The sequence below is a fragment of the Kitasatospora sp. NPDC059722 genome (assembly GCF_042733235.1).
Lineage (GTDB): Bacteria > Actinomycetota > Actinomycetes > Streptomycetales > Streptomycetaceae > Kitasatospora.
In genome coordinates, this window is sequence record NZ_JBHWGD010000038.1 from 51,298 (window position 1) to 77,564 (window position 26,267).

29 protein-coding genes are annotated in these 26,267 nt (G+C 75.9%); 12 read left to right on the top strand and 17 right to left on the bottom strand.

Features of this window, described 5'->3' with window-relative positions; all coding sequences use genetic code 11:
• The first annotated feature begins 160 nt into the window (after positions 1-160).
• The gene (locus ACFV4F_RS23670; protein WP_380445499.1) at positions 161-739 is read left to right on the top strand and encodes a universal stress protein; all 579 of its coding nucleotides are present in this window, start codon (positions 161-163) and stop codon (positions 737-739) included.
• Between the two features lie 12 nt (positions 740-751).
• On the opposite strand, the gene ACFV4F_RS23675 is transcribed toward ACFV4F_RS23670, so the two are convergent.
• The 3 genes from ACFV4F_RS23675 to ACFV4F_RS23685 all read right to left on the bottom strand — a co-directional run bounded on the left by ACFV4F_RS23675 (position 752) and on the right by ACFV4F_RS23685 (position 3,284).
• Positions 752-1,291: an SMI1/KNR4 family protein gene (locus ACFV4F_RS23675; RefSeq protein ID WP_380505238.1), complete on the bottom strand. Its 540-nt coding sequence runs from the start codon at positions 1,289-1,291 to the stop codon at positions 752-754.
• A gap of 21 nt (positions 1,292-1,312) precedes the next feature.
• Positions 1,313-2,032: an alpha/beta hydrolase gene (locus tag ACFV4F_RS23680; RefSeq protein WP_380505241.1), complete on the bottom strand. Its 720-nt coding sequence runs from the start codon at positions 2,030-2,032 to the stop codon at positions 1,313-1,315.
• Between the two features lie 439 nt (positions 2,033-2,471).
• Positions 2,472-3,284: an IclR family transcriptional regulator gene (locus ACFV4F_RS23685; RefSeq protein ID WP_380491612.1), complete on the bottom strand. Its 813-nt coding sequence runs from the start codon at positions 3,282-3,284 to the stop codon at positions 2,472-2,474.
• 274 nt (positions 3,285-3,558) lie between these two features.
• Here ACFV4F_RS23685 and ACFV4F_RS23690 point away from each other — a divergent pair, with 274 nt between their 5' ends.
• Positions 3,559-4,161 (top strand): extracellular solute-binding protein, encoded by a 603-nt coding sequence (locus tag ACFV4F_RS23690; protein ID WP_380445503.1) that lies wholly within the window; start codon positions 3,559-3,561, stop codon positions 4,159-4,161.
• A 9-nt stretch (positions 4,162-4,170) separates the two neighbouring features.
• On the opposite strand, the gene ACFV4F_RS23695 is transcribed toward ACFV4F_RS23690, so the two are convergent.
• The 6 genes from ACFV4F_RS23695 to ACFV4F_RS23720 all read right to left on the bottom strand — a co-directional run bounded on the left by ACFV4F_RS23695 (position 4,171) and on the right by ACFV4F_RS23720 (position 8,908).
• The gene (locus tag ACFV4F_RS23695; protein WP_380505243.1) at positions 4,171-4,500 is read right to left on the bottom strand and encodes a hypothetical protein; all 330 of its coding nucleotides are present in this window, start codon (positions 4,498-4,500) and stop codon (positions 4,171-4,173) included.
• A gap of 86 nt (positions 4,501-4,586) precedes the next feature.
• Positions 4,587-5,339: a VOC family protein gene (locus ACFV4F_RS23700; protein ID WP_380445505.1), complete on the bottom strand. Its 753-nt coding sequence runs from the start codon at positions 5,337-5,339 to the stop codon at positions 4,587-4,589.
• Positions 5,340-5,423: 84 nt separating this feature from the next.
• Positions 5,424-6,062, bottom strand: a complete 639-nt coding sequence (locus tag ACFV4F_RS23705) for an alpha-ketoglutarate-dependent dioxygenase AlkB (RefSeq protein ID WP_380505245.1) — start codon at positions 6,060-6,062, stop codon at positions 5,424-5,426.
• Positions 6,063-6,117: 55 nt separating this feature from the next.
• Positions 6,118-6,648: a GerMN domain-containing protein gene (locus tag ACFV4F_RS23710; protein WP_380505247.1), complete on the bottom strand. Its 531-nt coding sequence runs from the start codon at positions 6,646-6,648 to the stop codon at positions 6,118-6,120.
• Positions 6,645-8,231, bottom strand: a complete 1,587-nt coding sequence (locus ACFV4F_RS23715; RefSeq protein ID WP_380505249.1) for a sensor histidine kinase — start codon at positions 8,229-8,231, stop codon at positions 6,645-6,647. Before ACFV4F_RS23715 ends, ACFV4F_RS23710 begins: the two co-directional genes overlap by 4 nt.
• The gene (locus ACFV4F_RS23720) at positions 8,228-8,908 is read right to left on the bottom strand and encodes a response regulator (protein WP_380491629.1); all 681 of its coding nucleotides are present in this window, start codon (positions 8,906-8,908) and stop codon (positions 8,228-8,230) included. Before ACFV4F_RS23720 ends, ACFV4F_RS23715 begins: the two co-directional genes overlap by 4 nt.
• Positions 8,909-9,081: 173 nt before the next feature.
• On the opposite strand from ACFV4F_RS23720, the gene ACFV4F_RS23725 reads away from it, so the two are divergent.
• Complete coding sequence (locus tag ACFV4F_RS23725; RefSeq protein ID WP_380505252.1) at positions 9,082-9,951, top strand: polysaccharide deacetylase family protein; 870 nt, start codon at positions 9,082-9,084, stop codon at positions 9,949-9,951.
• A 23-nt stretch (positions 9,952-9,974) separates the two neighbouring features.
• Here the strand turns inward: ACFV4F_RS23725 and ACFV4F_RS23730 are convergent, their stop codons facing one another.
• A complete protein-coding gene (locus tag ACFV4F_RS23730; RefSeq protein ID WP_380505254.1) occupies positions 9,975-10,997 on the bottom strand; it encodes a hypothetical protein in 1,023 nt (340 codons plus the stop codon).
• A 297-nt stretch (positions 10,998-11,294) separates the two neighbouring features.
• On the opposite strand from ACFV4F_RS23730, the gene ACFV4F_RS23735 reads away from it, so the two are divergent.
• Positions 11,295-11,705 carry a VOC family protein gene (locus ACFV4F_RS23735; protein ID WP_380445512.1) on the top strand — a complete coding sequence of 137 codons (411 nt, stop codon included), beginning with the start codon at positions 11,295-11,297 and terminating at the stop codon, positions 11,703-11,705.
• Positions 11,706-11,786: 81 nt separating this feature from the next.
• Entirely contained in the window at positions 11,787-12,203 is a 417-nt protein-coding gene (locus ACFV4F_RS23740; protein WP_380505257.1) for a helix-turn-helix domain-containing protein, read from the top strand.
• 16 nt (positions 12,204-12,219) lie between these two features.
• On the opposite strand, the gene ACFV4F_RS23745 is transcribed toward ACFV4F_RS23740, so the two are convergent.
• Positions 12,220-12,720 carry a GNAT family N-acetyltransferase gene (locus ACFV4F_RS23745; protein WP_380445514.1) on the bottom strand — a complete coding sequence of 167 codons (501 nt, stop codon included), beginning with the start codon at positions 12,718-12,720 and terminating at the stop codon, positions 12,220-12,222.
• Positions 12,717-14,252 (bottom strand): DUF6271 family protein, encoded by a 1,536-nt coding sequence (locus ACFV4F_RS23750; RefSeq protein WP_380505260.1) that lies wholly within the window; start codon positions 14,250-14,252, stop codon positions 12,717-12,719. The genes ACFV4F_RS23745 and ACFV4F_RS23750 overlap by 4 nt, the downstream gene beginning before the upstream one ends.
• Before the next feature lie 343 nt (positions 14,253-14,595).
• Here ACFV4F_RS23750 and ACFV4F_RS23755 point away from each other — a divergent pair, with 343 nt between their 5' ends.
• The 7 genes from ACFV4F_RS23755 to ACFV4F_RS23785 all read left to right on the top strand — a co-directional run bounded on the left by ACFV4F_RS23755 (position 14,596) and on the right by ACFV4F_RS23785 (position 20,905).
• Complete coding sequence (locus tag ACFV4F_RS23755) at positions 14,596-15,789, top strand: peptidoglycan-binding protein (protein WP_380505263.1); 1,194 nt, start codon at positions 14,596-14,598, stop codon at positions 15,787-15,789.
• Between the two features lie 137 nt (positions 15,790-15,926).
• On the top strand, positions 15,927-16,559 hold the full coding sequence (locus ACFV4F_RS23760; protein ID WP_380445517.1) for a DUF2269 domain-containing protein: 633 nt from the start codon (positions 15,927-15,929) through the stop codon (positions 16,557-16,559).
• A gap of 46 nt (positions 16,560-16,605) precedes the next feature.
• Entirely contained in the window at positions 16,606-17,670 is a 1,065-nt protein-coding gene (locus ACFV4F_RS23765) for an MsnO8 family LLM class oxidoreductase (RefSeq protein WP_380445518.1), read from the top strand.
• A 679-nt stretch (positions 17,671-18,349) separates the two neighbouring features.
• Positions 18,350-18,733 (top strand): hypothetical protein, encoded by a 384-nt coding sequence (locus ACFV4F_RS23770; protein ID WP_380445519.1) that lies wholly within the window; start codon positions 18,350-18,352, stop codon positions 18,731-18,733.
• The gene (locus tag ACFV4F_RS23775) at positions 18,730-19,950 is read left to right on the top strand and encodes a hypothetical protein (RefSeq protein WP_380505266.1); all 1,221 of its coding nucleotides are present in this window, start codon (positions 18,730-18,732) and stop codon (positions 19,948-19,950) included. Before ACFV4F_RS23770 ends, ACFV4F_RS23775 begins: the two co-directional genes overlap by 4 nt.
• 82 nt (positions 19,951-20,032) lie before the next feature.
• Entirely contained in the window at positions 20,033-20,428 is a 396-nt protein-coding gene (locus ACFV4F_RS23780; protein ID WP_380445521.1) for a roadblock/LC7 domain-containing protein, read from the top strand.
• A gap of 102 nt (positions 20,429-20,530) precedes the next feature.
• Entirely contained in the window at positions 20,531-20,905 is a 375-nt protein-coding gene (locus ACFV4F_RS23785) for a hypothetical protein (RefSeq protein ID WP_380445522.1), read from the top strand.
• A gap of 61 nt (positions 20,906-20,966) precedes the next feature.
• Here ACFV4F_RS23785 and ACFV4F_RS23790 read toward each other — a convergent pair whose 3' ends face one another.
• The 5 genes from ACFV4F_RS23790 to ACFV4F_RS23810 all read right to left on the bottom strand — a co-directional run bounded on the left by ACFV4F_RS23790 (position 20,967) and on the right by ACFV4F_RS23810 (position 26,091).
• Complete coding sequence (locus tag ACFV4F_RS23790; RefSeq protein ID WP_380505269.1) at positions 20,967-21,356, bottom strand: DUF6188 family protein; 390 nt, start codon at positions 21,354-21,356, stop codon at positions 20,967-20,969.
• Between the two features lie 34 nt (positions 21,357-21,390).
• On the bottom strand, positions 21,391-22,491 hold the full coding sequence (locus ACFV4F_RS23795) for an NUDIX domain-containing protein (RefSeq protein WP_380505272.1): 1,101 nt from the start codon (positions 22,489-22,491) through the stop codon (positions 21,391-21,393).
• A 276-nt stretch (positions 22,492-22,767) separates the two neighbouring features.
• A complete protein-coding gene (locus ACFV4F_RS23800; RefSeq protein ID WP_380445525.1) occupies positions 22,768-23,649 on the bottom strand; it encodes an SGNH/GDSL hydrolase family protein in 882 nt (293 codons plus the stop codon).
• Positions 23,627-24,862, bottom strand: a complete 1,236-nt coding sequence (locus tag ACFV4F_RS23805) for a glycosyltransferase (protein ID WP_380505275.1) — start codon at positions 24,860-24,862, stop codon at positions 23,627-23,629. The genes ACFV4F_RS23800 and ACFV4F_RS23805 overlap by 23 nt, the downstream gene beginning before the upstream one ends.
• Positions 24,859-26,091, bottom strand: coding sequence for a glycosyltransferase family 4 protein (locus ACFV4F_RS23810; RefSeq protein WP_380505278.1), 1,233 nt, complete (start codon positions 26,089-26,091; stop codon positions 24,859-24,861). Before ACFV4F_RS23810 ends, ACFV4F_RS23805 begins: the two co-directional genes overlap by 4 nt.
• Positions 26,092-26,267: the final 176 nt, after the last annotated feature.

Below are 26,267 nucleotides of genomic sequence, written 5' to 3' on the forward strand. Positions count from 1 at the left end.
GGCGGCCCAGGCATCAGGGGCGCGTACGGAACGTCCGTCGGCGCGTCAGGGCTCCGTCAACGGGGATCCCTTCGGCTCCTCCGGCCGTTTTGCATGTGACGACACGGGCGGCGCGCGTACGAAGCGCACGGGCCGCCCCCGAGCGGAAGGCGGACGGGCCATGGCGGGCAGCGGCAAACCCGGGGCGGCGGGCTTCGGCGACGGCGATCACTTCGGCGATCACTTCGGCGACCGCAGCGGCGACCGGATCGTCGTCGGCCTCAGCGGATCCCTCGGCAGCCTCGCCGCCCTCCACCATGCCGTCGCCGAAGCCCGCCGCACCGACGCCGAGGTCCTCGCCGTCCACTGCTGGACCCCGGCCGGCGGCGAGTCCGCCTACCGCCGCACCCCCTGCCCGCCCATGCTCACCGCCGGCCGCGACACCGCCGTCGCCCGTCTCCGCCAGGCCCTCGACGAGGCCTTCGGCGGCGGCTACGCCGGAGTGCGGCTGCGCTGCCTGGCCGTCCGCGGCGAAACCGGCCACACCCTGGTGCGCTGCGCCGACCGCCCTGGCGACCTCCTCGTCCTCGGCGCCGGCAGCCGCGGCCGGCTCGGCCGCCTGCTGCACCCGTCCGTCACCGCCTACTGCGTGCGGCACGCGACGTGTCCGGTGCTGGCCGTGCCCAAGCCGCCGCTCCAGCGGGAGCTGGAGGCGCTGGAGCGCAGCCACGGCGTGAGCCTCGCGCCGGCCGGGCAATAGGCCGGCACCGGGTCAGGGCGCGGCGATCCGGGCGGCGGCGTCCGGCCAGTGCGGGAGCATCTCGCCGTCCCGCTCGTCCATCATCACGTGCTCCTCCCACCACGCGCGCCCGTCGAGCCAGTCGGCCAGCCACCGGGCGAGGGACGGGCAGTCCTCGAACCAGGTGTCCGCCGGGTCCTCGGGCCCGGCGTTCGGCTCGTGGAGGAGGACGGGGGCGCCGGGGCGCGGGCAGTCCACCACGGCCGACATCGCGCAGCCCCAGTCGAGCACCGACACGACGCCGACCGGCCGGCCCCCGGACGCGGTGCGGCGCGGGTTGGCGGCCACGATCCGGCGCAGCGGCCAGAGCAGGTGACCGTCCGGGCCGTATCCGCCGTCGCCCACCTCGCGGTAGAGCCGGACGAGCAGCGGCGGGAGGGCGAGGCCCAGGGCCGCCTCCACCGCCGCGACCGACTCGGCCGTGGCGGGCGCGGCCGGCGGGGTGCCGTCCGCGACCGCCCGTCGGCGAACGCGCGCGATCAACTCGTCCTCGTCGACCGGCATTCCGTCCATGGTGAGGATCGTGGCACGGCCCTACGACAGTCCGGCCGCCTCCGCGAGCACGGCGGCGACGCGGCGGCCAGCGTCCAGTGCGCTCCCCGCGGTGGCGGGCACGCAGCGCTGCGCCTCGGGGCTGTACTGCGTCATCACCGTGCCCGCGTGGTCGGTGGGGAGTTCGAGCAGCTCGGCGGAGGTGGCCACGCCGGCCAGCACTCGGGTGTGCTCGGGCCCCAGCACGTCGTCCTCGGTGCCGTGCACCAGCCAGAGCGGGACGGGGGAGGGCGCCTCCGCCAGGAGCTCGACCGGCACGACGCCGTTCGTGACGGCCGGGCGGGCGTAGCTGGAGGAGATGCCCACCGCGGCGATCGGCCGTGGTCCGGCGGGAGTGCCGGGGCTGATCGCCACGGCGACGGCCTCCCGGCCGCCCAGCGACCAGCCGGCGAGGACGAGCCGGTCCGGGTCGCCGCCGAATTGCGCGGCGGCGTCACGTGCGTGCGCGAGGGAGGCGAGCAACTCGGCCCGGCCGCCGTCCTCCCGGTCCGAGCGCCAGTCGGGCACGAACACGAGCAGCCCGTGCCCGGCGGCCTCCCGCGCGAGCGGCCGCAGGACGTCCCGCTCGTCCGGCCCGCGGCCGTGCCACAGCAGGACGACGGGCACCGGCCCGGCCGTCCCGGCCGGCGGGCGGTGGACGTCCACCGGCCTCCCGTCGGCGTACTCGACGACGTCGAGGCGATCGAATTCCATGCTGGTCATGCGGTGTTCCCCTCCGGTTCGGGCCATGGCCGCCGACCTGGTACTGTACTTCTCGTCGCGAGGGAGATGATCTCTCGTCAGGCGTCAGTGGTGCTACCAGAGCACGTCCTACTTTCAGTAGGGAGAGTCCGTGCGATCCGGGCCTGGCGCTCTATTGTCGGGCGAGGTCCGGTACCTTTCGGGTATCGGGCCTTGTTCGTTTTTCCGGGGGTTTTCCGGTGGTGTGGGGCGGGTTTCGCGGCAGGGATTTCGACCTGCTAGTGTTCTTCTTGTCGCGAGGGAGATGATTCCTCGTCAGGCGTCAGTGGTGCTACCAGAGCACGTCCTACTTTCAGTAGGGAGAGTCCGTGCGATCCGGGCCTGGCGCTCTATTGTCGGACGAGGTCCGGTGCCCATTCGGGTGCCGGGCCTCGTTCGCTTTTCCGGCGAATTCCCCCGGTCACGCCGGCTGGCGGTCGGAGCCCAGTTCGCGGGAGATCCGCAGGCCGGCCTGGGCGACCACCGGGCCGAGGGCGCGGACGCGGGCGGCGGTCATCCGGGACGTCAGGCCGGAGACGGACAGGGCGGCGGTGACCTCGCCGGTGTGGTCGAAGATGGGCGCGGCGACGCAGCGGACCTCGGGTTCGTTCTCGCGGTCGTCGATGGAGTAGCCGCGGGCCCGGATCCGGGCGAGGTCGGCGCGCAGCCGGGTCTCGTCGGAGATGGTCCAGGCGGTGACCGGGCGCAGGCCGGCGGCGACGACCTCGGTGACGGCCTCGTCGGGCAGCCAGGCGAGGATCGCCTTTCCGGTGGCGGTGCAGTACCCGGGGGCCCGGCTGCCGACGCGGGAGGCCATCCGCACGTTGGTCTCGTCCTCGACCTTGTCGAGGTAGACGATGCCCGGCGCCTGCCAGACGGTCAGGTGGACGGTCTCGCCGGCCTCGCGCTGGAGGCGGCGCAGGTGTTCGGCGGCGACGCTGCGCAGGTCGAGGGTGGAGAGGTAGGCCTGGCCGAGCCGCAGTGAGCCGTGGCCGAGGCGGAACCAGCCGGTCTCGCGGTCGCGTTCCAGCAGGTGCTCGTCGAGCAGCGGGCCGGCCAGGCGCAGCACGGTGCTCTTGTTGAGGTCGAGCGCCTCGGCGAGCTGGGCGAGCGGGACGCCGCGTCCGTCGCCGTGGTCGCGGACGTGGCCGAGGACGGCGAGGGCGCGGCGCAGCGACGAGGACTGGTTGCGTTCGGGCGCGGGCTTCCTGGGCCCTGCTCCTGGGTCCGTCATGGCTCAGAACGTACCCGTTCGCGCGCGGATCGCCGCGTTCTCGACACAACGTTGTGCAGTGCAAAACTTCGTGAACCGCCTCTTGTTGGCCGCGAGCGGCCGCGCCTAACGTCCCTGCCATCGAGCAGGCGACGGCATCCCCCGCCCGTCGGAACCCGCCCTGCCGTACCCCCGCAACCCACCCACCACCGGCCCCGGTCAGGGCCTGCTTCGACGTGCCCGTCCCCAGCGGCGCACGTCCCGGCGGCAGCTGCCGGGAGGGGAGGTCTCCACCATGCGACTCATCGGACGGACGGCCGCGGCCGCCGTGCTCACGGCCGGGTGCCTGGCCGCGGCGGCCTGCGCGCCGGGCACTTCGGCGCCGGCCGGTGCCGGGGCCGACGACCGGACGGGCGCCTTGCGGGTCTGGTTGTTCAACGAGGCCGGCAACGCCGCGAAGGAGGCCGTGGTCGGCCGGGCCGTGGCCGAGTTCCAGGCCTCCCACCAGGGCGTCACCGTCGACGTCGGCTACATCGACACCGACGCCTCGGCCCGCGCCGCGAAGATGAAGGGCGCGTTCAACGACCCCGGCAGCGCCCCCGACCTGGTCGAGTTCGGCAACACCGACCTGCCGGGCTACGTCGCCGCGGGCGGTCTCGCCGACATCGGCGCCGACCTGGCCGGGTGGCAGAGCAAGGGTGACCTCGACCCGGTGATCGCGAAGACGGCCGTCGTGGACGGGAAGACGTACGGCGTGCCGTGGTGGGTCGCGGTGCGCTCGCTGTACTACCGCACCGACCTGTTCACCGAGGCCGGGCTCGCCCCGCCGACCTCCTACGCCGAACTCGTCGCCGCCACGCGGCTGGTGTCCGGCCTCGCGGGCGCGGTCAAGGACTGATCGTTCCGCTCACCGGTGGACGAACGCGTGGGCCTCGCGGGCGAGTCCGTCCCAAGTGAGGGCGGAGGCCGGGTCGAGCGCGAACCACTCGCGCATCGGACGGCCCTTGCCCGCGTCGAAGTGCTCGCCCTCCCCGGCGTCGACGAGCTCGTCCACGCGGGCGCGGGGGAGCTTGAGGACGAGGCGGCCGGCCGACAGCATCGCGAAGATGTGGCCGTCGGCCTTGAGCGCGTCGGAGCCGAAGCGGCGGCCGGTGCCGGGCGGCTCCACGCCGTCCAGGCGCGTCAACTCCTCTACCAGGGAGGCGAATCGCTCCTCGGGAGTCGTCTTCTTCGTCATGCAGGTCTCCTCGCCGTGCCGGTCTCCTCGTCGTGCCGGATTCCTCGTCGTGCCGGTTTCCTGGTCGCGCCGGCTTCCTCGTCGGGTCAGGCCGCCTCCGCGGACTCGTCGGGCGGGACGGCGACCAGGGTGAACACCGCGCCGCCGTCGTCCCGGACCAGCGACGAGCGGCCGAACGGCGTCGGCTCCGGGCCGGAGAGGACGGTCCCGCCGAGGGCGCGCACCCGGTCGGCGGCGCGGTCCGCGTCGTCGGTCGCGAACGAGGTCAGCCACGCGGCGCGGGCGTCGTCCGAGGGCGAGGGCCCGATCCCGCCGGCCGGGAGGCCCTGGGCGCGGAACACGGTGTAGCCGTCGCGGGGGTGGTCGTGGGTGAGGCCGAACACCTGCCGGTAGAAGGCGCGCGCGGCGTCCGGGTCGGGGGACAGGTGCTCGTTCCAGGTGAGCGTGCCCGGTTCGTTGACCAGCCCCGCGCCCGGGACCGGCCCGCCCTGCCAGAGCCCGAAGCGCGCGCCCTGCGGATCGGCGGCGAGCGCCGCCCGGCCCTGGTCGGGCACGTCGTACGGCTCGCGCAGGAGCCGCCCGCCGGCCGCGCGGACGGCGGCGGCGCTGCGGCGGACGTCGGGGGTGGCGAGGCAGGTGAGCCAGGCGGGCGGCTCGGACGGCGGCCCGACGGCCGCGACCTGGGCGCCGTGCAGCGTGGCGACGGCCTCGGCCGGGCCGGTCGGGACGAAGTCCCAGCCGAACAGCCCGCGGTAGAAGCGTCGCGCCCGCTCGACGTCGGGCACCGCGAGCGCCACCCAGCAGGGGACGCCCTCGCGGTACCTGCCCGCCTTCGGCATGCCGCCTCCTGCGCTCGGGCCCGCGTTCGGGGACCGTCCCCTCCGGCCAGCCTCCACGCCCGGTCCGCCGACGGCAACCGGGGTTCAGGCCACGCCGCGCGGCCGGAACTGGACGCTGATCCGCGGGCCCACCGGCCGCGCCGTCTTCGGGATCGCGTGCTCCCAGGTCCGCTGGCACGAGCCGCCCATCACGACGAGGTCCCCGTGCCCGACCGGGTGCCGCACGACGGCTCCCCCGCCGTACCGGGGCCGCAGGAGGAGGGCGCGCGGCTCGCCGACCGACAGGATCGCGACCATGGTGTCCTCGCGGTTCCCGCGCCCGATCCGGTCGCCGTGCCAGGCGACGCTGTCCCGCCCGTCGCGGTAGTAGCACAGGCCCAGGGTCCGGAAGGGCTCGCCGAGCTCCTCGGCGTAGTGCGCGCTCAGCGCCTCGCGCGCCTCGGCCAGCACCGGGTGCGGGGCCTCGGCGCCCTCGGGGTAGGACGCGAGCAGCCGCGGGACGTCCACCATGCGCTCGTACATCTCGCGGCGCTCCGCCCGCCAGGGCACCTCCGCCGCCAGCTGTTCGAACACCCGGTCGGCCCCGCGCAGCCACCCCGGCAGCACGTCGAGCCACGCCCCGTCCCCGAGCACCACCCGCCGCACGCCCCGCAGCGGCCCGAGGCGGACGTCGTCGCCGGGGTCGTCGAACAGCGAGGGCTGGAGGTGAACGGTGCTGGGCATGGCACCAGCGTACGCCCCGATTCGAACGCCTGCTCGAATATGAGGGCCGGCGGGGTCAGCCGTTGCGGTGGAGGTCGCACTGCTGCTGGATCGCGCTCGGGGCGTCGCTGCTCACGATGGAGACGTGGGGCGCCGGGCCGACGGCGGGGGCGTCCTCGGTGGTGCAGACGAGCTGCTGGATGGCGGTGGTGCTGAGCGAGGCGGTCGGCCAGGACAGGCGCAGCGTGACGGCGCCGGGGGTGGCGGTGGCCTGGACCTTGCCGGTGGCGGGCAGGTCGCTGTAGAGGCCGGTGCGCCGTTCGGCCTGGTCGGGGCCGGTGAGCAGGCTGTCGAGGGTCTGCTGGAGGTCCTCGCGTCGGCCGCCGGGGCGGATGGCGAGCCGGATGCCCTGCGGGCCGGGGAAGTAGAGCCGGGTGCCCGGTTCGATGCCGGTGGCGGGCAGGCCGCTGCGGACCGGACCGGTGCTCGGGATCGAGCAGCCGCACGCGAGCAGGAGCAGCGCGGCGGCGGTCAGGCGGCGGGCGGCCGGGTGGCGGCGGGCCTGGTGGGGGACCTGGCGAGGGGCCTGGCGGCGGGCGGTCGTCACTGGTCCTCCGAAGGGGTGCCGAGGGGCAGGACGAGGGTGAACACCGCTCCGCCCGCGGGGGAGTTGGCGGCCTCGATGATGCCGCCGTGCAGGCGCGCGTTCTCCTGGGCGATGGCGAGGCCGAGCCCGCTGCCCTCGGAGCGGGCGCGGGACTTGTCGGCCTTGTAGAACCGGTCGAACAGGTGCGGGAGTTCGGCGGGCGGGATGCCCGGGCCGCGGTCGGTGACGGTGAGCACGAGCTCGCCGTCGGCCTCGCGCAGGCCGAGGCGCACCGGCGGGCGGCCGTGGCGCAGCGCGTTGCCGGCGAGGTTGGCGACGATGACGTCGAAGCGGCGCGGGTCGAGCCGCACCGGCAGGGCGGCGGGCAGGTCGGTCTCGATCCGCTCGGACCAGCCGCGCAGGTCGAGGGTCTCGCGCACGGCCGAGGCCGCGTCGACGTCCTCGGTGCGCAGCGGGGCGGCGCCGGCGTCGAGGCGGGAGATCTCGATGAGGTCGTTGACGAGGCGGGTGAGCCGCTGGGTCTCGTTGCTGATCATGCGCAGTGCGGTGCCGGTGTCGGGCGGGAGCTGTTCGGCGTCCTCGTCGAGGATGTCGGTGACGGCGAGCATGGCCGCGAGCGGGGTGCGCAGTTCGTGGGAGACGTCGGCGGCGAACCGGCGGCCCTGGCTCTCGATGGCGCGCAGTTCCTCGATGGTGCCCTGGAGGGTGCGGGCGGTGTGGTTGAACGTCTTGGAGAGCTGGGCGAGTTCGTCGTGGCCGGTGACGGTGAGCCGGGTGTCGAGCCGGCCCTGGGCGAGGGCGCGGGCGGCGTCGCCGAGGGCCCGGACCGGGCGCAGGACCTGCCGGGCGGCGAACAGGGCGAGTCCGGCGGCGAGGACGGCGGCGAAGACGCCGGCGCCGGCGGCACCGGCGAGGACCTCGTCGGCGGCGGCCTGTTCGCGGTCGAGGGGGAGGACCGCGTAGACGGTGAGGCCGGAGGGGGTGCCGGAGCCGGGCGGCGTCCTGGTGGGGACGCCGGTGGTCACGCCGGACGGGGCGTAGGTGACGGGCACCCCGGCGGCGAGCCACGGGTGGCCGTCGGCCGCGAAGCGCTGGAACGCGGCGCGGCCGGAGCCGACGGTGGCCTGCAGGCCGGGCGGGACGGCGACGGGCTGGGTCCACTCGGAGTGGATCGTCCCGTAGGAGGCCAGGACGCGCCAGTCGCGGAAGCCGTTGGTGCCGGACAACTGCCCTGCCAGGCGGTCGAGTTCGGCCTGGGTCGGCGGGAAGGGCAGGGCGGGGGAGAGGACGTCGATGCGCCGGCGCAGCTCGTCGAGGGTGGTGTCCTGGGTGAGGTCGAGGGTGGAGTTGGTCGCGGCCCGGTAGGTGAGGGCGGCGGTGGCGAGCGCACTGATGGCGGCGACGGCGAGGAACGCGGCGAGCATGCGCGGGCGCAGCCCGGCGACGGCGCGGCGCAGGCGCAGCAGCCGGTGCCGTCCGGGCCGGGACGGCCGTCCGGCGCCGGGGTGTTCGGCCTGGGGCGGCCCGGCGGCGGTTCTGCCGGAGGGGTCGTCGGCCGGCGGGTTCCGGCGGGCGCCGTTCACAGCGGTCCGAAGCGGTAGCCGAAACCGCGGACGGTCTGGACGTAGCGGGGCGCGGCCGGGCTGTCCTCGATCTTGGCGCGCAGCCGGTTCACCCCGGCGTCGACGAGCCGGATGTCGTCCTGGCGGCCGAGGCCCCACACCGACTCCAGGAGCTGCTCGCGGCTGAACACGCGGCCGGGCGCGGCGGCGAGCTCCAGCAGCAGGCGCAGGTCGCCGGCGGCGAGGAGCAGGGGGACGCCGTGCTTGGTGACGGTGAGCGCGGCGCGGTCCAGGACGAGGTCGCCGAGCGTCTCGCGGACGGGCTCGGGGCCGGGGCCGCCGGCGCGGCGGAGCACGGCGCGGATCCGGGCGTCCAGGACGCGGGACTGCGCGGGCTTGACCACGTAGTCGTCGGCGCCGGCCTCCAGGCCGAGGACGGTGTCGACGTCGTCCCCGAGGGCGGTCAGCATGATCACCGGGGTGGGGCCGTCGGCGCGCAGGCGGCGGCACACCTCCAGGCCGTCGATGCCCGGCAGCATCAGGTCGAGCACCACGATCTCGGGCGGCTCCCGGTGGGCCTCGGCCAGCCCCTCCTCGCCGGACGCGGCGGAGCGCACGGCGTGGCCCTGGCGGCGCAGGCCCAGCGCGAGCGCGTCGCGCACCGACGGGTCGTCCTCGATCAGCAGTACTCGTGGCATGTCTGCCAGTATCGGCGCTGGTCAGGCGTGCTCCGGACCACGGCGCGGGACGGGCGGCCAGTTGTTGCGAAACCTGTCGCACGTTGTTGCGAAACGGTCATACGCGGCTCACAGGGCCCGCAAGCGCGCGGCCGAGGGTGGTGGTCGTCCACCCCCTGACGAGGAGCAGCACCGTGCGCCACCACGACGAACCCCGGACCCCCGAGACCGCTCCGAGCAGTTGGTACCCGCGCCTGGACCCGGCGGGCCGGCCACATGCCCGCCGCACCGCCGTCCTGCGCGCGGTGACGGCGGGGGCGGTCGTGGTGACGCTGCTGGGTGCCGCCGGGGTGCTGATGAAGGGGCCCGACCCGCTGTCCCGGCTCACCGGTTCCCCGGTCGCGCCGTCCGGGCCCGAGCCCTCCGCCACCGCGCCGGACGCCTCCCTGCCCGCGCCGACGGTGGACATGAGCATCTCGCGCGAGTCCGAGGACGGGGGGAGGACCGTCAACCTCACCATCGACGACGGGCCCGACCCGCAGTGGACCCCGCGCGTCCTCGACGTCCTCGCCCGCAACGGGGCCAAGGCCGTGTTCTGCATGCTCGGACCGAGCGCCACCGCCCACCCGGAGCTCGCCCGGCAGGTCGTCGCGGCCGGCCACCGCCTCTGCGACCACAGCGTGAGCCACGACACCGCGATGGACCACAAGGACGTCGCCCACCAGGAGAAGGAGATCGTGGACGGCCTGCGGATGATCCAGGACGCCACCGGCGGCGCCCCCGTGCCGTACTACCGGGCGCCCGGCGGCGCGTTCACGCCCGAGAGCCGCCAGATCGCCGCCGCCCACGGCATGCGGCCGCTCGGCTGGAACGTCGACACCCGGGACTTCGAACGCCCCGGGGTCGAGCGGATCGTCGAGACCGCGAAGGAGCAGCTGCGGCGCGGCCCGACGGTCCTGCTGCACGACGGCGGCGGGAACCGGGCGCAGACGGTGGAGGCGCTGGAGCGGCTCCTGCCGTGGCTGCGGGCCAACGGGTACGCCTTCAGCTTCCCCAAGCGGTGAGCGGGAGGGGAACCGAACGGGGGTCAGGCCTTGGAACCGGGTACGGCGGCGTCGGGCGTCCGGCCGTCCTGCGCCTGCTGGGCGCGGGCGGCGAGGAGCCGGGCGAAGACGGTGAGGGCGGGCGCGTCGGCCGCGGTCGCGTCCGCGCCGGAGTCGCCGACGTACAGGAGCGTCGTGCCGACCCGGACCAGGGCCTCCATGCCGTCCGCGCCGTGCGACCTGGCGGCGCTCTGGTCGCCGATCGACGGGAGCGGCACGGCCGCGGCCGCACCGGTGCCGCCCACCCGCTCCAGCATCGTGCCGAAGGCCCGGCCGGCCGTCGCGGCGGTCGCGAACGTGACCACGATGAACTTGGCGCTGTGCCGCGGACCGGCGCGGAACGTCACGGTGGCGTAGGCGAGTTGCTGGTCGCAGGCGTCCTGGACGAAGCACGGGACGCCGTCGCCCGCGCTCGTCCCGGACTGCGGCGCGGTCTCGATCCGCCAGCCGCCCGGCATCGCCGCGGGGTCGGGCAGGACGCCCTGCGCCCGGGCGGGGTCGCGCAGCGCCGTCGCGGCGTGGTCGAAGCCGTGGACGCCGGGCTGGAGGAGCGGCCGGTCGCCGAGGTTGATCCCGAGGGCGACCAGGGACGCGACCACCACGAGGGCGAGCGTCACCAGGATCCCGCCGGTGGCGCGCCGGCCGGACGCGGGCTTCAGCCGGAGCTGGACCGTCCCGCCGTCGCCGGGTCTCGCCTGGAGGTGGACGGTCGGCGGGTCCGCCGGTGCCGTCCGGAGCTGGACCGTCGAGGGGCTCGTGGGCGGGCCCAGCTCCGTCGAGAGCAGGTAGCGGGCGAACGCCGGGTCCTCGGCGAGCAGCCGGCCGACGGCGGCGGTGAGCGCGGCCCGCGCCCGCGGGTCCGCCGGATCCGCCGCGGCCGAGACCGTCGCCTCCTCGCCGCCGGGCACCGCCCGCAGCCGCGTGCGCACGAGCTCGGCCACCGCCGAGCCGGGCGCGCGGACCAGCGCGTCGACGGTCGCGGTCACCAGTTCCTGGCCGTTCCCCATGACAACTCCCCCCAGCGTAGGCGTCGTTGACACCACCATCCCGGAATCCGGGCGATTGCGGACCCCGGTCGACGAGAACGGGGACGGAACCGCGACGGGTTTCGGACGGGCCCGGGACGTGCCGACGACGTGCCTGCGAGGTGTCGGCGACGCGCCGGGCGAGGTGTGCGGTACGCGTCCTGGCGGCGGAGGCCGGGAGGCGGCCGGAAACCGGCCCGGGATCCGGCCCGGGATCCGGCCGGGATTCGGTCAGGAATCGAGAAGCGCGGTCCACCGGCCGCCCCTAGCATCGTCGGCATGGACCTCACCATTCACACCACCGTCCTCCCGCACGTCGACCCGGACGCGTCCGTGGCCTTCTACCGCGACGTCCTCGGCTTCGAGGTCCGCAGCGACGTCGGCCAGGGCACGATGCGCTGGATCACCGTGGGGCCGGCCGGCGGGTCCGGCACCTCCATCCTGCTCGCGCCCCCGGCCGCCGACCCCAACGTCACCGAGGACGAACGCCGCACCATCGACGAGATGATGGCCAAGGGCACGTACGGCTGGATCCTGCTGGCCACCCGCGACCTCGACGCCACCTTCGAGAAGGTGCAGGCCGGCGACACCGAGGTCGTGCAGGAGCCGACGCAGCAGCCGTACGGCGTCCGCGACTGCGCCTTCCGCGACCCGGCGGGCAACCTCGTCCGCATCCAGGAACTCCGCTGAGCCGTCCGCCCGGACGGCTCGTTCGCGGCCACTGACGAGAGCCGACGGACGCACGGACGCCGTCGGCGAAGGGGGTCTTCCATGTGCCACCCCGGATGGGCGCGCGCACGCATCGCGGCGCAGCGCCTGAGCGGCTTCGCACGGCTGCGCCGCGTGCGCGACCGGATCGACCGCGAGTACGCGCGCCCGCTGGACGTCGAGGCGCTCGCCCGCGCCGCCCGGATGCCCGCCGGGCAGCTCAGTCGCGAGTTCCGGCTCGCGTACGGGGCCTCGCCGTACGGGTACCTGACGGCGCGCCGCGTCGAGCGCGCGGTCGCCCTCCTGCTCGGCGGCGGCGACCCGGCCGGGGTGTGGTCCGCGGTCGGCTGCGCCACGCCGGGTGTCCTCCGCGACCGCTTCACCGGGCTCGTCGGTGCGGCGCCCGCGGAGTTCGCCGCCGGCTGCGCCCGTGCCGGCACCCGCGTCGGCGTCGGCGTCGGCGCGACCGTGCCCGGGTGACCGGCCCGCCGGGCCGCTACCCGACGGGCATCGACATGTAGACGGCCCGCCTGCCGTACGAGGCCGGGACGGCGACCTCGCGGTGGGCGCGGTAGCCGAGCAGCCGCAGGATGATGTCGGTGCCGCGCACCGCGACCATGGAGATCCGCTCGAAGCCCTGCTCCCGCGCGCGGTCCTGGAAGTGGTGCATGAAGCGCAGCGCGACGTCCCGTCCGCGCAGGTCCTCGGCGATGACGAGGTCGTGCACGTGCAGGTTGCGGGACCGGTGGGCGGTGCCCTCCGGGCGGGCGAGGTCCGGGCAGCGCAGCGGCGGGTAGGGCAGGCTCAGCAGGTAGCCGCGGACCTTCCCGCCGCTCTCCAGGACGAGGCAGGTGCCGGGCGAGCTGCGGCCCCGGGACTCCAGGGCCGCCCGGCCCTCGGAGAGGCCGTCGGCCGCGTAGGCGTCGTGCTCCAGGGCGACGACGGTGTCCCAGTCGTCCTCGGTGAGCGGGCGGATGCGCAGGTCGTCGTCGCTCATCCGGCCGCCCCGGTCTCCGAGGCCGCCCCGGCCGCCGCGGCTGCCCCGGCCGCCGCGGCTGCCCCGGGTTCCGCGGTGGCTGCGGCCGGTTCGGCGTGCGCCGCGGCGACCAGCGCGCCCCACGCGTCGATGAGCAGCGCGAAGCGTTCGGCGTCGGCCCGCGCCTCGGCGAGGAGCCGCTCGCGCAGCGGCGCCAGGTGGTCGGCGAAGTCCGCGTACGTGCCGCCGAGCCGGCGGTAGGAGCGGTCGAGGACGTCCAGCCGGCGGACGTTCTCGGCGGGGTCCCAGTCGGCGCTGCGGCGCACGGAGTCGAGGACCGGCGCGGTGCGGACCTCGTACCGCTCGTCGAGCAGGTCCTCGCCGAGCGCCATCATCTCGCCGTAGACCGGGTGCAGGTACAGCATCGACAGCAGGAACTTGGCGAACCGCACCTGGTAGGCGGTGAAGCCGGGTCCGGTGCGGCGCTCGGACGTGTAGTAGTTGACGATGTGCCGGTTGTGGACGACGCCCGGCAGGCCGGCGTCGAGGACCACGTGCAGGAGGAAGTAGTCGCTGCCGATGGTGTCGGTCGCGGGCGGCAGCGGCAGCCGCTCGTAGACGCGGTGGTCCAGGCCGAGGTTGCACATGTCGACCCGCCGGATGTCGGGCGGGCCGAGGACCGTCTCGTCCGCGCGGAACGGCTCGGTGCCGCCGCCGGTGAACGACTCCTCGACCAGCTCGCGCTTCTCCTCGTCGGACCAGACCGGCGGTGCCCAGAGGCCGACCACGTCGTGGTAGACGGCGGGGTCGAGCTCCCGGATCCCGCCGACGTCGACGGACAGCTCGCCGATGAACGAGCCGCCGACCAGGACGACGGGACGGTCGCCGTGGGCCGGGTCCAGCTCGTTCCTGGTGACGGCGGTGGCGTCCGCCGCTACGTCGCCCGCCCGCCGCCCGAGCGCGCGCAGCTCGTGGTCGATCGGGAACACCTTGCGCCCGTCCAGGAGCTGGTAGTCGCCGTCGGAGTCCCGGCGGTGGACGGACGTGCAGCCGAGCGCAGCGGCGACGAGGAAGACCCGGTTGGTGCAGGCGCCGTAGGAGACGGCGCCGGGGAGCATCAGGTCGAACAGTAGCTCGGGACCGGGGGCGCCGGAACGCCGGATCACCCGCTCCAGGAAGGCGCGCTGCCACGCCTCGTCGAGGTGGTGCACGACCACGCGCGGGGCGGGGGCCAGGGCGGCGACGGCGGCCGCGTTCCGCGCGAACGGCGTGGCCCCGCTGCCCTCGGCGGCCTCCGGCGCCCCCGCGGCGTCGGAGGTGCCGGAGCAGACGGACGTGTCGGAGCGGTCGGAGCCGTCGGAGGTGCCGCAGCGGTCGGAGCCGCCGAAGGTGCCGGGGCGGTCGGAGCCGCCGGAGCCGTCGGAGGTGTCGAGGATCAGCAGGTGCACCTCGACGTCGAAGTGCGCGGCGGCGTGGGCGGCTTCCTCGGCGAGCGCGGTGATGGTGCCGGCGCAGGCCCGGTTGGTGGGCAGGGCGAGGCAGACTCGTCTCATGCAGGTTCTCCGTCGGTCGAACTCGACTGGTTTCGAGGCCAGTTGACGTCTTCCTCCGGTCGGTCCGGCCTCGCGAACACCGTGGACTAGACCAATGTCGAAGTCAACGATTGACAGGACGGGCCGTGAGGGGGTGGGATTCGCCGCGCGCGCCGCAGGGGGCGCGCAATCCGTACGGGCCTGCGATTTCCCACCGAATATCCGAACGGGCAAGCGGTCCCCGGGGGTTCAGCGGAACTCCGCCCCGTGCCGGAGTCATCCGGAGGCATGGACCTGCCGATAACGGCAACGATGTCCGTGCCCCGTCACTCCGTACTCCCCCACTCCGTCCGGAGGACACGCCATGCCCGAGCTGTGGCTGCCCGGTGCCGAGGTCCACGACCTCGGCGATCACGCCCCCACCGACCAGCAGTACCCGCCGAAGGCCATCGCGCACATCACCTGGGACCGCGACGCCAGCGCCGCCGCCCCGCAGGACTGGTGCACGTTCGACGACCTGGTCACCTACTTCACCACCAGCGGCGCCGGCGACGCCCCGCACCTCGTCTGGGACCCGTTCAGCGGCCGGACGGCCCAGCTGTTCCCCGCCGACTCCCGCTCCAGGAGCCTGCTCAGCCCGCCCGGGATCCCGACCCGCACCAACCGCGCGGGGCGGGTCGTCATCCAGATCGAGGCGGTCTTCTTCCCCTACTGCCGCCACCGGGGCACGGTCTACCCGCGTCTCGTCGACACCCCGTGCGCCGGCTGGGGCCGCCTGCACGCCTGGATCGCCTCGTGGGGCGTGCCCGACGTCTGGCCGATGGGCCGGCCCACCGACTTCGCCGGCCGGCGCGACGAGCGGGTGTGGGAGACCCGCGGCGGCTGGTACGCCCACGCCCACGTCCCCGACAACGACCACACCGACCCGGGCTCCTGGCCGGACTTCACCGGCGGCCCGTCCCTCCCGCCCCCGCCGCCGGACGGGCCCACCCCGCCCGCCGAACCCGTCCCGGCGCGCTACCAGGTCGCCGTCAACGGCCTCCGGTACGGCTACGGCGCCCACGGCTACCAGGTCACCGCCGTCGGCCGGGCGCTCGTCGCCCAGGGCTTCGGCGGGCGCTACCGGTCCGGCCCCGGCCCGGACTGGACGGACGCCGACACCCTCAACTACGCCGACTACCAGCGGAGTCTGGGCTACTCGGGCCCTGCGGCGGACGGCGTCCCCGGCCCGGCCTCGCTGCTGCGCCTGCTCGGCTACCTGCCCGGCCCGCGCACCGTCTCGCTCGCCCACGTCGTCGCGGCGGCCGGCACCGACCCGGGCGCCGAGCAGGGCCACCGGACGTACGGCGCCGAGGTCGCGATCGTCGAACAGGCGCTGGCGGACGAAGGGCTGCTCGAACAGCGGTGGGTCGACGGCTCGTTCGGCAGCCTGACGGTCACCGCCTACGCCGGCTGGCAGCGCCGCTGCGGGTACTCCGACCCGGACGCGGACGGCGTCCCCGGGGCCGACTCGCTCCAACGGCTCGGCGCGGCGCACGACTTCACCGTGACCGGGTGAGGCGGGCGGGCGCCCTCGTGTCGTCCGCCGTACTCGGCCGGGAGTAGTCGGAGTTACTCCCGCCGGCAGATGCCGGATGAGAGGAGGGCGGGGGAGGCTGAGCGCGTTCTGATGGGCCTCTATCGAAGGAGGTACGGATGCGCTCGCTCCCGGAGTCCTCGGCAGCGGCGGGGGGTTCGCCGTCGCCCCCGCGCTCGGCCGCTTCTGCAGCACCTCGGCGCCGCCGGCTGTCCCCGGCCGCGCGGAAGTGGCTGGTGGCCGTGCACCTGGTGGCGTCGGTGGGCTGGCTGGCGCTGATGCTCTGCCTGCTCACCCTCGCCGCGGCGGCGCTCGCGACGGACGACGCCGAGCGGGTGCGCGCGGCCTACCGGGCGATGGGACTGCTCGGGGACGTCCTGGTCCTGCCGCTGAGCCTGCTGACCTTCGCCAGTGGGGTGGCGCTGGGGCTGGGCACGACCTGGGGGCTGTTCCGCCACTACTGGGTGAGCACGAAGTTCTGGCTCACGCTCGCGGCCCTGGGCGCGTCGGCGTTCGCGCTCCCGGACCGCCTGCACGACGCGGTGCGGGCGGTGGACGCACATCCCGTCGGGCCGATCACCGCGGCGGACCTCGGCTTCGTGCGGTACAACGTGGTGATCGTCCCGTCCGTGGCGCTGTCGCTCTACCTGTTCATGGTGGTGCTGTCCGTCCACAAGCCCTGGGGCCGAAGGGCGCCGCGAATACCTCGGCCGCCTCGGCTGCCTCGGTCGCGTCGGTCGCGTCGGCGGTGAGCGGCCGGGGAAATACCCGGGTGGTGTGGCCGCGTTGTCCCCGGACGTGACCACTGCACAGCCCGCGCTCCGACTCTCCGTGCTGGACCGCTCCCGCACCAGGCGAGGGGAGGATCCCGCGCAGGCCTTGCGGAGCACGGTCGGGTTCGCCCGGCAGGCGGAGGCCTTCGGCTACCACCGGTTCTGGGTCTCGGAGCACCACGGCGTGCCGGGCGTGGCCGGTTCCGCGCCGACGGTGCTCGCCGCGGCGGTGGCGGCGGCCACCTCCCGGATCAGGGTCGGGACGGGCGGCGTGATGCTGCCCAACCACCAGCCGATGGTGGTGGCGGAGCAGTTCGGCGTGCTGGCCTCGCTCTTCCCCGGCCGGATCGACATGGGCCTCGGGCGGTCGGTGGGCTTCACCGACGGTGTCCGGCGGGCGCTGGGGCGGGAGAAGGACGCCGCCGACGACTTCGGCGCGCAGCTGGCCGAGCTGCTCGGCTGGTTCGACGGCACCCAGCGGGCGCACCGCGGCGTCCACGCCCGCCCGGCCGAGGGCCTGCGGGTGCCGCCGTTCGTCCTCGCCACCGGTGCGGGCGCCGATCTGGCGGCCGAGGCCGGGCTGCCGCTGGTGATCGCCGCCCCGCGCGGGGAGGAGCGGATGCTGGAGGCCATCGACCGCTACCGCACGCGCTTCCGCCCCTCCGCGCACGCCGCCGAGCCGTACGTGGTGGTCTCCGGCACCGTCGCGGTGGCCGACACGGTCGAGCGGGCGCACGAACTGCTCGTCCCCGAGGCCTGGTCGGGCGCGTACTCCCGGACGCACGGCGAGTTTCCACCGCTCGCCCCGGCCGCCGAGGTCCTCACCCGGTCGATGACGGCGCGCGAGCGGGCCGCGTACGAGCAGTCGCTCACGGGCCACATCGCCGGCACCCCGGCGCAGGCCGCCGCCGAGGTGGCCGCGCTGGTGGCCCGCGCGGGCGCCGACGAGTTCCTGGTCACCACGAGCACCTTCGACCGGGCCGCGATGACGGAGTCCTACCGGCTGCTGGCGGAGGCGGCCGGGCTGTCCGCCCGGACCGGCCCCGCGGCCCCCGGCGCCCCTGACGTGATTTCTGAACAGGGGCGCTGACCTGCTACTGTTCTTCTCGTCGGGAGGAAATGACCTCCCGGACAGGCGTCAGCGGTGCTACCAGAGCACGTCCCACTTTCAGTGGGGAGAGTCCGTGCGACCCGGGCCTGGCGCTCCACCCGAAGGGGCTCGTTCCGTCCAGCGGAACGGGCCCCTTCGCCGTTCCCTGGCCGTTCCCGGCCCGCCTCTGGACCGTCCCCGGATCGTCCCCGGGTCGCCCTGAGCTACCCCCCTGAGCTACCCCCCCCGAGCCGTCCCTCGGCGCTGTCGCTCGCACCCGCTTTTGCGGCCGTTCCCGCTGCCGCCTCCCGGCGTCCACCGGCCGTTCCGCCCGTTCCGGCCGTCCGGCTCCTCTATCGCATTCGGTGGCCGAAACCCTCCGGCGTGGCCGACTATCGGCCAAGGTCCCGTTCCAGGTGGCCGGTGAGCGGCGGGCGGCCGCGGTACCACGGCCAGCGGGTTTCGATGGCGACGCAGAGTTGATGGTCCGTCACAGCATGGCCGGAACTCACTGCTACTGGTGTGAATATGCCATTGGAATGTTCGTCATACGGAATCCGGCAGTAGCCTTCCGTGTCGAACCCGCCACTCGTCGTGGCGGTCCGGCCGGTGCCGCGCTGCGCGCCCGGCCGCGCAGCATTCCCCCGTGCGATGGACGACCCCCCACGAAGGAGCCGGTGTGCCGGGTATCGACGACTGCCTCTCCGGAGCGATGGCGATCACCGGCGCCCGCTCCGCGAGCCTGGTCGACTGGAGCAGCGGGCTCGCGCTCGGCAGCCTGGGCGAGAGCCCGGCCGGCGAGCACGAGACCACGGCGGCCGAGGCAACCGACCTGGTACGGGCGGCCGTTGAGAGCCAGACCTTCACCGCGTCGGAGGACCGTCGGGCACCGCTGCAGGACATCATCGTCACTGCGGGCCGCAGTTACCACCTGATCTGCTTCATCGACACCGTCTTCGACAGCCGGCTCGTCCTGCACCTGTGGCTGGACCGCGAGGAGGGCAACCTCGCCGGTGCCCGCTACCGCCTCCAGGCGCTCGCCGAGGAGCTGGTGCTCGGGTGAGCGCGCACGCGGCCCCGACGGCCGTGCTGCCACCGACGGTTCCGCGGACGCCGGGCGAGGCGGTCGGCCTGCTCGCCGCCCGCGAGGCCACCGGCGCCCTGCGCGGCCCGCTCGGCAGTGTCTACCTCACCGACGGCCTGGTGACCCACGCCGAGTCCGACCGTGCCCCCGACCTGGGCGACCTCCTCACCGGCTGCGGCCGGCTCGCCCCGGGGGAGTGGCGCGAACTCGTCGAGGCGCACGGCCCGCAGGCCCGCGTCGCGGCAGCGCTGGTCGACCAGGGCCGGATCACCCGCGGGGAGCTCGAACTCGGCCACCTGGAAACCCTGTTCGACGCCGCCTTCTTCGTCCTCGCCGACACCGGCGGCGGCCTCTGGCGGTTCGAGACCGGTGCCCGGCACTGGCTCGGCCCGGTGGCGGCGGTCGACGCGGCACGGGTCTGCCGGGAGTCCGAGCGCCGTCGGCACCTGCTGGACGGCATCTGGCCCTGGGCGCAGCTCGACACCGCGCCGGTCCGCCCGGCCGAGGCCGCCCGCCGGCCGTCCCGCCGTCCGCCCGGCCGCCGCCGGCGGGAGCTGCTCGACCACGCGGACGGCCGAAGAACCCCGGCCGAACTGGCCCGGCTGCTCGGCCGGTCCGGGTTCGGCGTGACGGCGGACGTCCGTCGGCTGGCCGCGGCGGGGCTGCTCGACGCCGCTCCGGCGGTGGTGCCGGGGCCGGTCTCCGTACCCGGCCCGGCCGCCGTGCCCGGCCCGGCGCCGGTAGGCGTTCCCGTGTCGGTCCCCGAGCCCGGGCCCGTCGTCGCGGCCGTCCCCGCGCAGTCGCCACTCCCACCGCCACCGGCGGCAAAACCGGTATCCGCACCCGAAGTCCCGCGCACCGGCGGCCTGCACCGCCGGATCCCCGGCGCCACCCTCACCGGCGCCGGGGCGCCCGGAGCCGTCGTGCCCGGAGTCGTCGCAGCCGGAGCCGCGACGAGCGTCCCGGGTGCCGGATCCACCGCACCCGGGCCCCGCCCGCTCGGCGTCCACGCGGCCGGCGCCCACGCACTCGGCGCCCACGCGGCCGGGGCTCCGGAGCGCGGAGCCCCGCCACCCGGCGCCGCCCCCCGTTCCGACCGCCCGCCGATCCCGGCGGCGGCCCATCCGCTGACCGTGCCCGACCCGGACATCGCGCTGCTGACCCGGGTCCTGACCCTCCTGGAGGCCCGACTTTGAGCCACTCTCCGCCCGCGACCCCGCCGTACCGGCCATGAGGCGGGCGCTCAAGCAGCGTGTCGGAAGGAGACAACTGATCGCCTTGGAGACCGAGCTGCTCGCCGAGCTCCGCGCCGTCAAACACCGCATCCCGCACCTCGCCGGCGGTCTGGTGGCCAGCGTGGACGGCCTGTTGGTCGCCCACGACACCCATGGGACCGAGCCGTCCGGCCTCGCCGCGATGACGGCGGCCTCCCTCTCCCTCGCCCAGCGGCTCGCCGACACGACGGGCCAGGGCGAGTTCCGGGAGTCCCTCGTGCGCGGCGAACACGGCTACGTCGCCACGTACGCGGCCGGCGGCAGCTGCGTGCTGACGCTGCTGGCGCACCCGGACGTCAACGTCGGCCGCCTGCACCTGGAGGCCCGCCGCTCGGCCCAGCGGATCGCCGGGCTGCTCACCGACGCCCTGGTGCCCAAGGACCCGCGCGAGGCCGGCTGACCGACCGTCCGCCGCCCCTGTCCCTGCCCCTGACCCCCTGCCCCTGACCCCCTGCCCCTGTTCGACCACCCCATCACCGAACCACCGAAACGGAGTCACGAAATGACCGACGCAGCCGGCGCCCTCAAGCAGGCCATGACCTCCATCGAGGGCGCCATCGGCGCCGCGCTCGTCGACTACAACAGCGGCATGGCGCTCGCCACCCTCGACGGCCCCGGCGGGCTGGACCTCAACGTGGCCGCCGCCGGGAACACCGACGTGGTCCGCGCCAAGATGCGCACCATGGACATGCTGGGCCTGCAGGACGGCATCGAGGACATCCTGATCACCCTCAGCAGCCAGTACCACCTGATCCGCCCGCTCACCGGCCGCACCGGCAAGGGCCTGTTCCTCTACCTCGCGCTGGACAAGGGCCGCGCCAACCTGGCGATGGCCCGCCACCAGCTCGTCAAGATCGAGGCGGACATGGAGGTCTGACCCGGACGCGAGGGCCCCGGGCCCGGCGGATCACCGTCCGCCGGCCCGGCCCCGCCCCGGCTCACCCCGCCCAGCTGACCTCGCCGCCCGGCAGTGCCGCGCACAGCTCGCCATCCGGCGTCACCACGCTCCACGGCGCCAGCACCGCGTGCGGCGGGACGGACAGCGCACCGCCGCCCGTGAAGTCCAGCTCCAGGCCGCCGGCCGGGGTGACCCGGGCCGAGCCGACGGTCCGGCCGACGAGCGCGAGCAGCGTCGCCGTCGGGCGGACGGTCAGGGCCGGGAAGAAGTGCTCCACCTCGGCGGGCGCGGCGAAGGACGGCGCCGCGAACCGGAACTCGTGCGCCACCCGGACGGTCACCGGGCCGTCCAGCGTGAGGTCCAGCCGGCCGCCACCGCTGACCGACGCCACCCGACGGCCGGCCAGCACCTCTCCGATCACGTTCTGCATGCCTCCCAGTGTGGATCACACCGCCGCCCGGCTGCTATCCCACCGGCCGCCCGTCGACCAGTTCGAGCGGGCCGCGGCCGCGTTCCCGGGCGGCCAGGGCGGCAGCCGTCCGGTCCCACGAGGGCGCGGACAGCAGGGCCCGGGCCTCGGCCGGTTCGCACAGGCGCCAGTCCACCAACTCGTCCTCGGCGAGGGCGATCGCGGCGAGCATCCGGTCCGTCGCCGTGCCGCCGTCGTAGACGTAGACGAGGACGGCGGTGTCCCGGTCGAGCGCCGGATCGGCGGCGGAGGACGGCAGCCAGTCCAGGACGAGCAGCCGCCCCGGCTCGACCTCCCACCCCAGCTCCTCGCGGACCTCCCGGCGGGCCGCCGCCCGGGGCAGCTCGCGGTCCGCCTCGATGCCGCCGCCCGGGAGCGTCCAGTACGGCACCCGTCCGCGCGGCCCGTCCCACGGCTTCAGCCGGACGAGCAGCACGCGCCCGGCGCCGTCGGTGAACACCGTGCGCGCCTTGGCCCGGATCCGGGGGCGGGAGGCGATGAAGGCGGCCCGGTCCAGCGGCGGTGCCGGGTCCGGTTCCCCGTGGCCCTGGAGCTCGGGGATCCCGGCGGGCCCGGTGTACTCGGGCGGCGGCGGCGCGGCCGGGAGGTGTTCGAGCGAGTGGCCGGCCGGCCAACTGTCCTCCAGTTCCAGCGGGCCGGCCGTGCGGGGTGCCCGCAGGCACGCCGTCACCCGGCGCGACAGCCTGGGCGGCAGCGCGTGCGCCGCCGCCTCCGGCGACAGCCAGACCCAGCCGCCGACCTCCGCCGCGTCCGCCCGGATCGCCGCCGCCTGCGCCGAGCCGATCGGCTCCGCCCAGTACAGGTGGGCGGCGATCGGCGGACGGTGGTCGTCGAGCGTCCAGTCGATGCAGGCCAGCGGCCCGAGCCGGGGCGTGAACCCGAGCTCCTCGGCGATCTCGCGCAGCGCGGTCTCACGCGGCGAGAGGTCCGTCGGCTCCCAGCCGCCGCCGGGGATCGCCACCGGGTGCTTGCGGTCGTACGGCAGCCGCACCACCAGCACCCGCCCCTGCTCGTCCGGGAACAGCACGCCCGCCGCCGCCAGCAGCTCCCGCCCGCTCGTCGGCGATGCCTCCACCCTCGATGACGCCTCCACTCGGCACTCCCTCCGGTCCGGCTCGGTGATCACGTCCCTCCGGACGACACCGCCGGATACCTGCCCGGTTCCACGCGCGCGCCACCGGTGATCACCCGTCAGTGGCCGCCCGATCCGAAGGACACGCCCGAGCGCCCCGGCCCGGGGAAGCGCCCTCAGCCCAGGGAGGCCCCGGCCCGGGGAGGCCAGGGCCCGGGGAAGCGGCCCTCAGCCCAGGGAGGCCCCGGCCCAGGGAGGCCCCGGCCTGGGGAAGCGCCCTCAGCCCAGGGAGGCCAGGGCCTGGGCCGCCGCCCGGGCCATCTGTTCGTCGTGCCGGCCGGTCGCGCCGCGCAGGCGGGCGAGGCCCTCGGTCGCCGCGAGGGCCAGGAGCCCCGGGAGGAGGTCGGTGCTGCGGGCGGCGACCCAGCGGGTACCCCGGGTGGCCATCCACCACACGTCGGCGGCCCGGCCGGGCGGGCGTTCGGCGGGTTCGCCGCCGGGCGCGGGGCCGAGGTCGCGGCCGTCGGCGGCCAGCAGTTCGTGGAAGCGGCGGGCGATCAGCCGGTGTCCCTCGGCACTGGGGTGCAGGCGGTCGACGCTGAGCAGCCGCCGCTCCTCGCACCAGGGCAGGTCGGCGATGTGCAGGTGCAGGGCGTGGTGGCGCGCGGTGAGGGCGTGCACAACGGTGTTGACCGCCCGCATCCGCCGGGCGAGCGGCCGGGCGAGCGGAGCCGGCAGGCGCAGCAGCGCGCCGGGGTCCGGCAGGCAGGCGGTGAGCAACCGGGCGCCGTGGCCGGACAGTTCGCCGAGGGTGGCGTCCAGCTCCAGGGCGGTGCGGCGGATGTCGAAGCCGGCCCGCAGGGTGTCGTTCCCGCCGACCACGACCGCCGCCAGCTCCGGCCTGCGCTCCAGCGCCGCCGGTAGCTGACTCGTCGTCAGATCGACGGTCAGGGCGCCGCTCCGGGCGAGGTTCGTGAACTCGACGGCCGTCCCCTCCGGTGCCAGCGACCCGGCCAGCACGGCGGCCCACCCGCGCCAGCCGTCCCCGACGGGATCGCCGACACCCTCGGTGAGCGAGTCGCCGAGCGCGACGAACCGCACCGGCCCGCCCGCGGGCCGCCGCCCGTCCGCCGTCCACTCACGCGTGTCGAGCACGCTCATCGCGGACCCCCTCCCCGGTGCCGGCATCCGGCCTCCCGGCGCCGGAGTGGGGCACCCCGTGCGCCGCCAGGAACGCGGCCACCGCCGCCGGCCACGCGTACCGCTCCGCCCGCGCCCGGGCGGCCGCGCGCCGGGCGTCCTCCGGCCGCGCCAGCAACCGCCCCACCGCGGCGGCGAATCCCTCGCCGGTGTCGGCGGCGGCCACGCCCGCGAGACCGATCAGCCCCGGCAGCGCCGAGGAGCGGCTGGCCACCACGGGTGTCCCGCACGCGAGCGCCTCCATGGCGGCCAGCCCGAAGGTCTCCACCGGACCGGGCGCGAGCACGGCGTCCGCGCAGCCCAGCAGCCGGGCCAGCGCCTCCCGGCGGCTCACGTGCCCGAGGAAGCGCACCGGGAGCCGCAGCCGGTCGGCCCGCGCCGCGAGCCGCTCCCGCAGCGGGCCGGTGCCCGCGACCACCAGCACCGCGGGCACCCGCCGGGCCCGCAGTTCGGCGAGCGCCTCGATCGCGCGCTCGGGCCGCTTCTCCTGCGAGAGCCGCGAGCACAGCACCAGCAGCGGCTGGTCCGGGTCGGCGTACCTGGCCCGCTCGTGCGCCCGCGCGGGGGCCGACAGGGGGCGCATGGTGTCCAGGTCCACGCCGAGCGGGGCGCGCGCGAGGTTGGGCACGCCGAGGCGCCGGAACTCGGCCGCCGCCCAGTCGGTCGTGCAGACGACGGTGTCGTACGCGCGCGCTGTCGCCGCGTTGAGCCGGTCGGCGGCCAGGGCGGCGAGCGGACCGGGCACGCCCCACGTGCCGAGCACCCCGGCGGCGCTCTCGTGGGACACCATCACCGAGCGGACCCCGTGCCGCCGGGCCCAGCCGCCGGTCCAGCGCAGGGTGGTGCGGTCGGAGACCTCCAGCCGGTCGGGGGAGAGCCTGGTGAGCTCGGCGGCCACCGCCCGGCGGTCGGTGAGCAGCCGGTAGCCGCCGCTGCCCGGCAGCACCGGCCCGGGCAGCGTGACGACGAGGCCCTGCTCGGTCTCCTCCTCGGAGCGCCGCTCGCCGGGCACGACGAGCACCGGCCGGTGCCCGGCCGCGCGGTACCCGGCGCCGAGGTGCCGCAGCGCCGTCCGCAGCCCGCCCGACACCGGGGTGACGAAGTTGGCGAGCCGCACGATCCGCAGCGACCCGTCCGTGGTCCCGTCCGTGCCCCCGTCCGTGCCCCCGTTCATGCCGGCAGTTCCTCGGTGACGGCGGCCGGCCCGGCCTGCGGCACGTCCACCACCGGCGGAGCGGCGGGCGACGGGACGGCGACCCCGCGGTGCTCCGCGAGCACCTCCGCGTAGTGCCGCAGCAGCAGGTCCCCGACCGCCTCCCAGGTGCGGGCGGTCACGTCGGCGCGCCCGGCCCGGCCGTACGCGGCCCGCAGTTCCGGGTCGGCGGCCAGCCCGGCCACCGCGCGGGCGACGGCCGCGCCGTCCCTGGGCGGCACGAGCAGGCCCGTCCGGTGGTGGCCGACGAGGTCCAGCGGCCCGCCGGCGGCCGGTCCGACCACCGGCACGCCGCTCGCCATCGCCTCCTGGATGGTCTGGCAGAAGGTCTCCAGCGGGCCGGTGTGGACGAACACGTCCAGCGTGGCGAAACATCGCGCGAGTTCCTCGCCGGTCCGCCGCCCGAGGAACACCGCGCCGGGCATCGAGGCCTTCAGGCCCGGGGCGGACGGCCCGTCCCCGATGACCACCACCCGTACCCCGGGCAGCGCCGAGGCGGCGGCCAGCAGGTCGACCCGCTTCTCGGGCGCCAGCCGGCCCACGTACCCGACCAGCACCTCCCCGCCCGGGGCCAGCGCCCGGTGCAGGGCCTCGTCGCGGTGCCGGGGGTGGAAGCGCACCGAGTCCACCCCGCGCGGCCACAGCTGCACCCGGGGCACCCCGTGCGCGGTGAGGTCCTGGACGGCGGGCGTCGACGGCGCGAGCGTCCGGGCGGCGGCCCGGTGGACGGTCCGGATCCGGTGCCAGGCGGCCGCCTCCCCGAGCCCGCGCCCCGCCCGGTAGGCGTGCGCGTACCCGGCGAGGTCGGTCTGGTAGACGGCGACGGCGGGCACCCCGAGCCGGGCCGCGACCTGCATCCCGCGCGCCCCGAGGACGAACGGGCTGGCCAGGTGCACGACGTCCGGCCGGTGCGCCGCGATCGCGGCGGTCAGCCGCCGGCTCGGCAGCGCCACCCGCACCTGCGGGTAGCCGGGCAGCGGTACGGACGGTATCCGCACGACGGGCAGCTGCGCCGCGTCGGTGCCGGCGCCGAACGTGTGCGGCGGGCACTCGGCGCCGCGCGCGGGAGCGGGAGTGACGACAAGGGGGTGGTGGCCCCGGCGGATCAGATGCTCGGCCGTCCGCAGCACGCTGTGGGCGACTCCGTTGACCTCGGGCGGAAACGACTCGGTGACGATGACGACGCGCATGTCAGTGTTGTGACCGGGCCCGGCATGTATTCGGCCAAAGGGATCTGTCGTACAAACGAACGCGGGGGGGGGGGGGGGGCCCCCCCCCCCCCCCCCCGGGGGCGCCATACCGGCGCCCCCCCCCAGTGGGCCGCCCGCCGCGGGGCGCTGGGGGTGGTGCAGCGGGGACCGCGCGG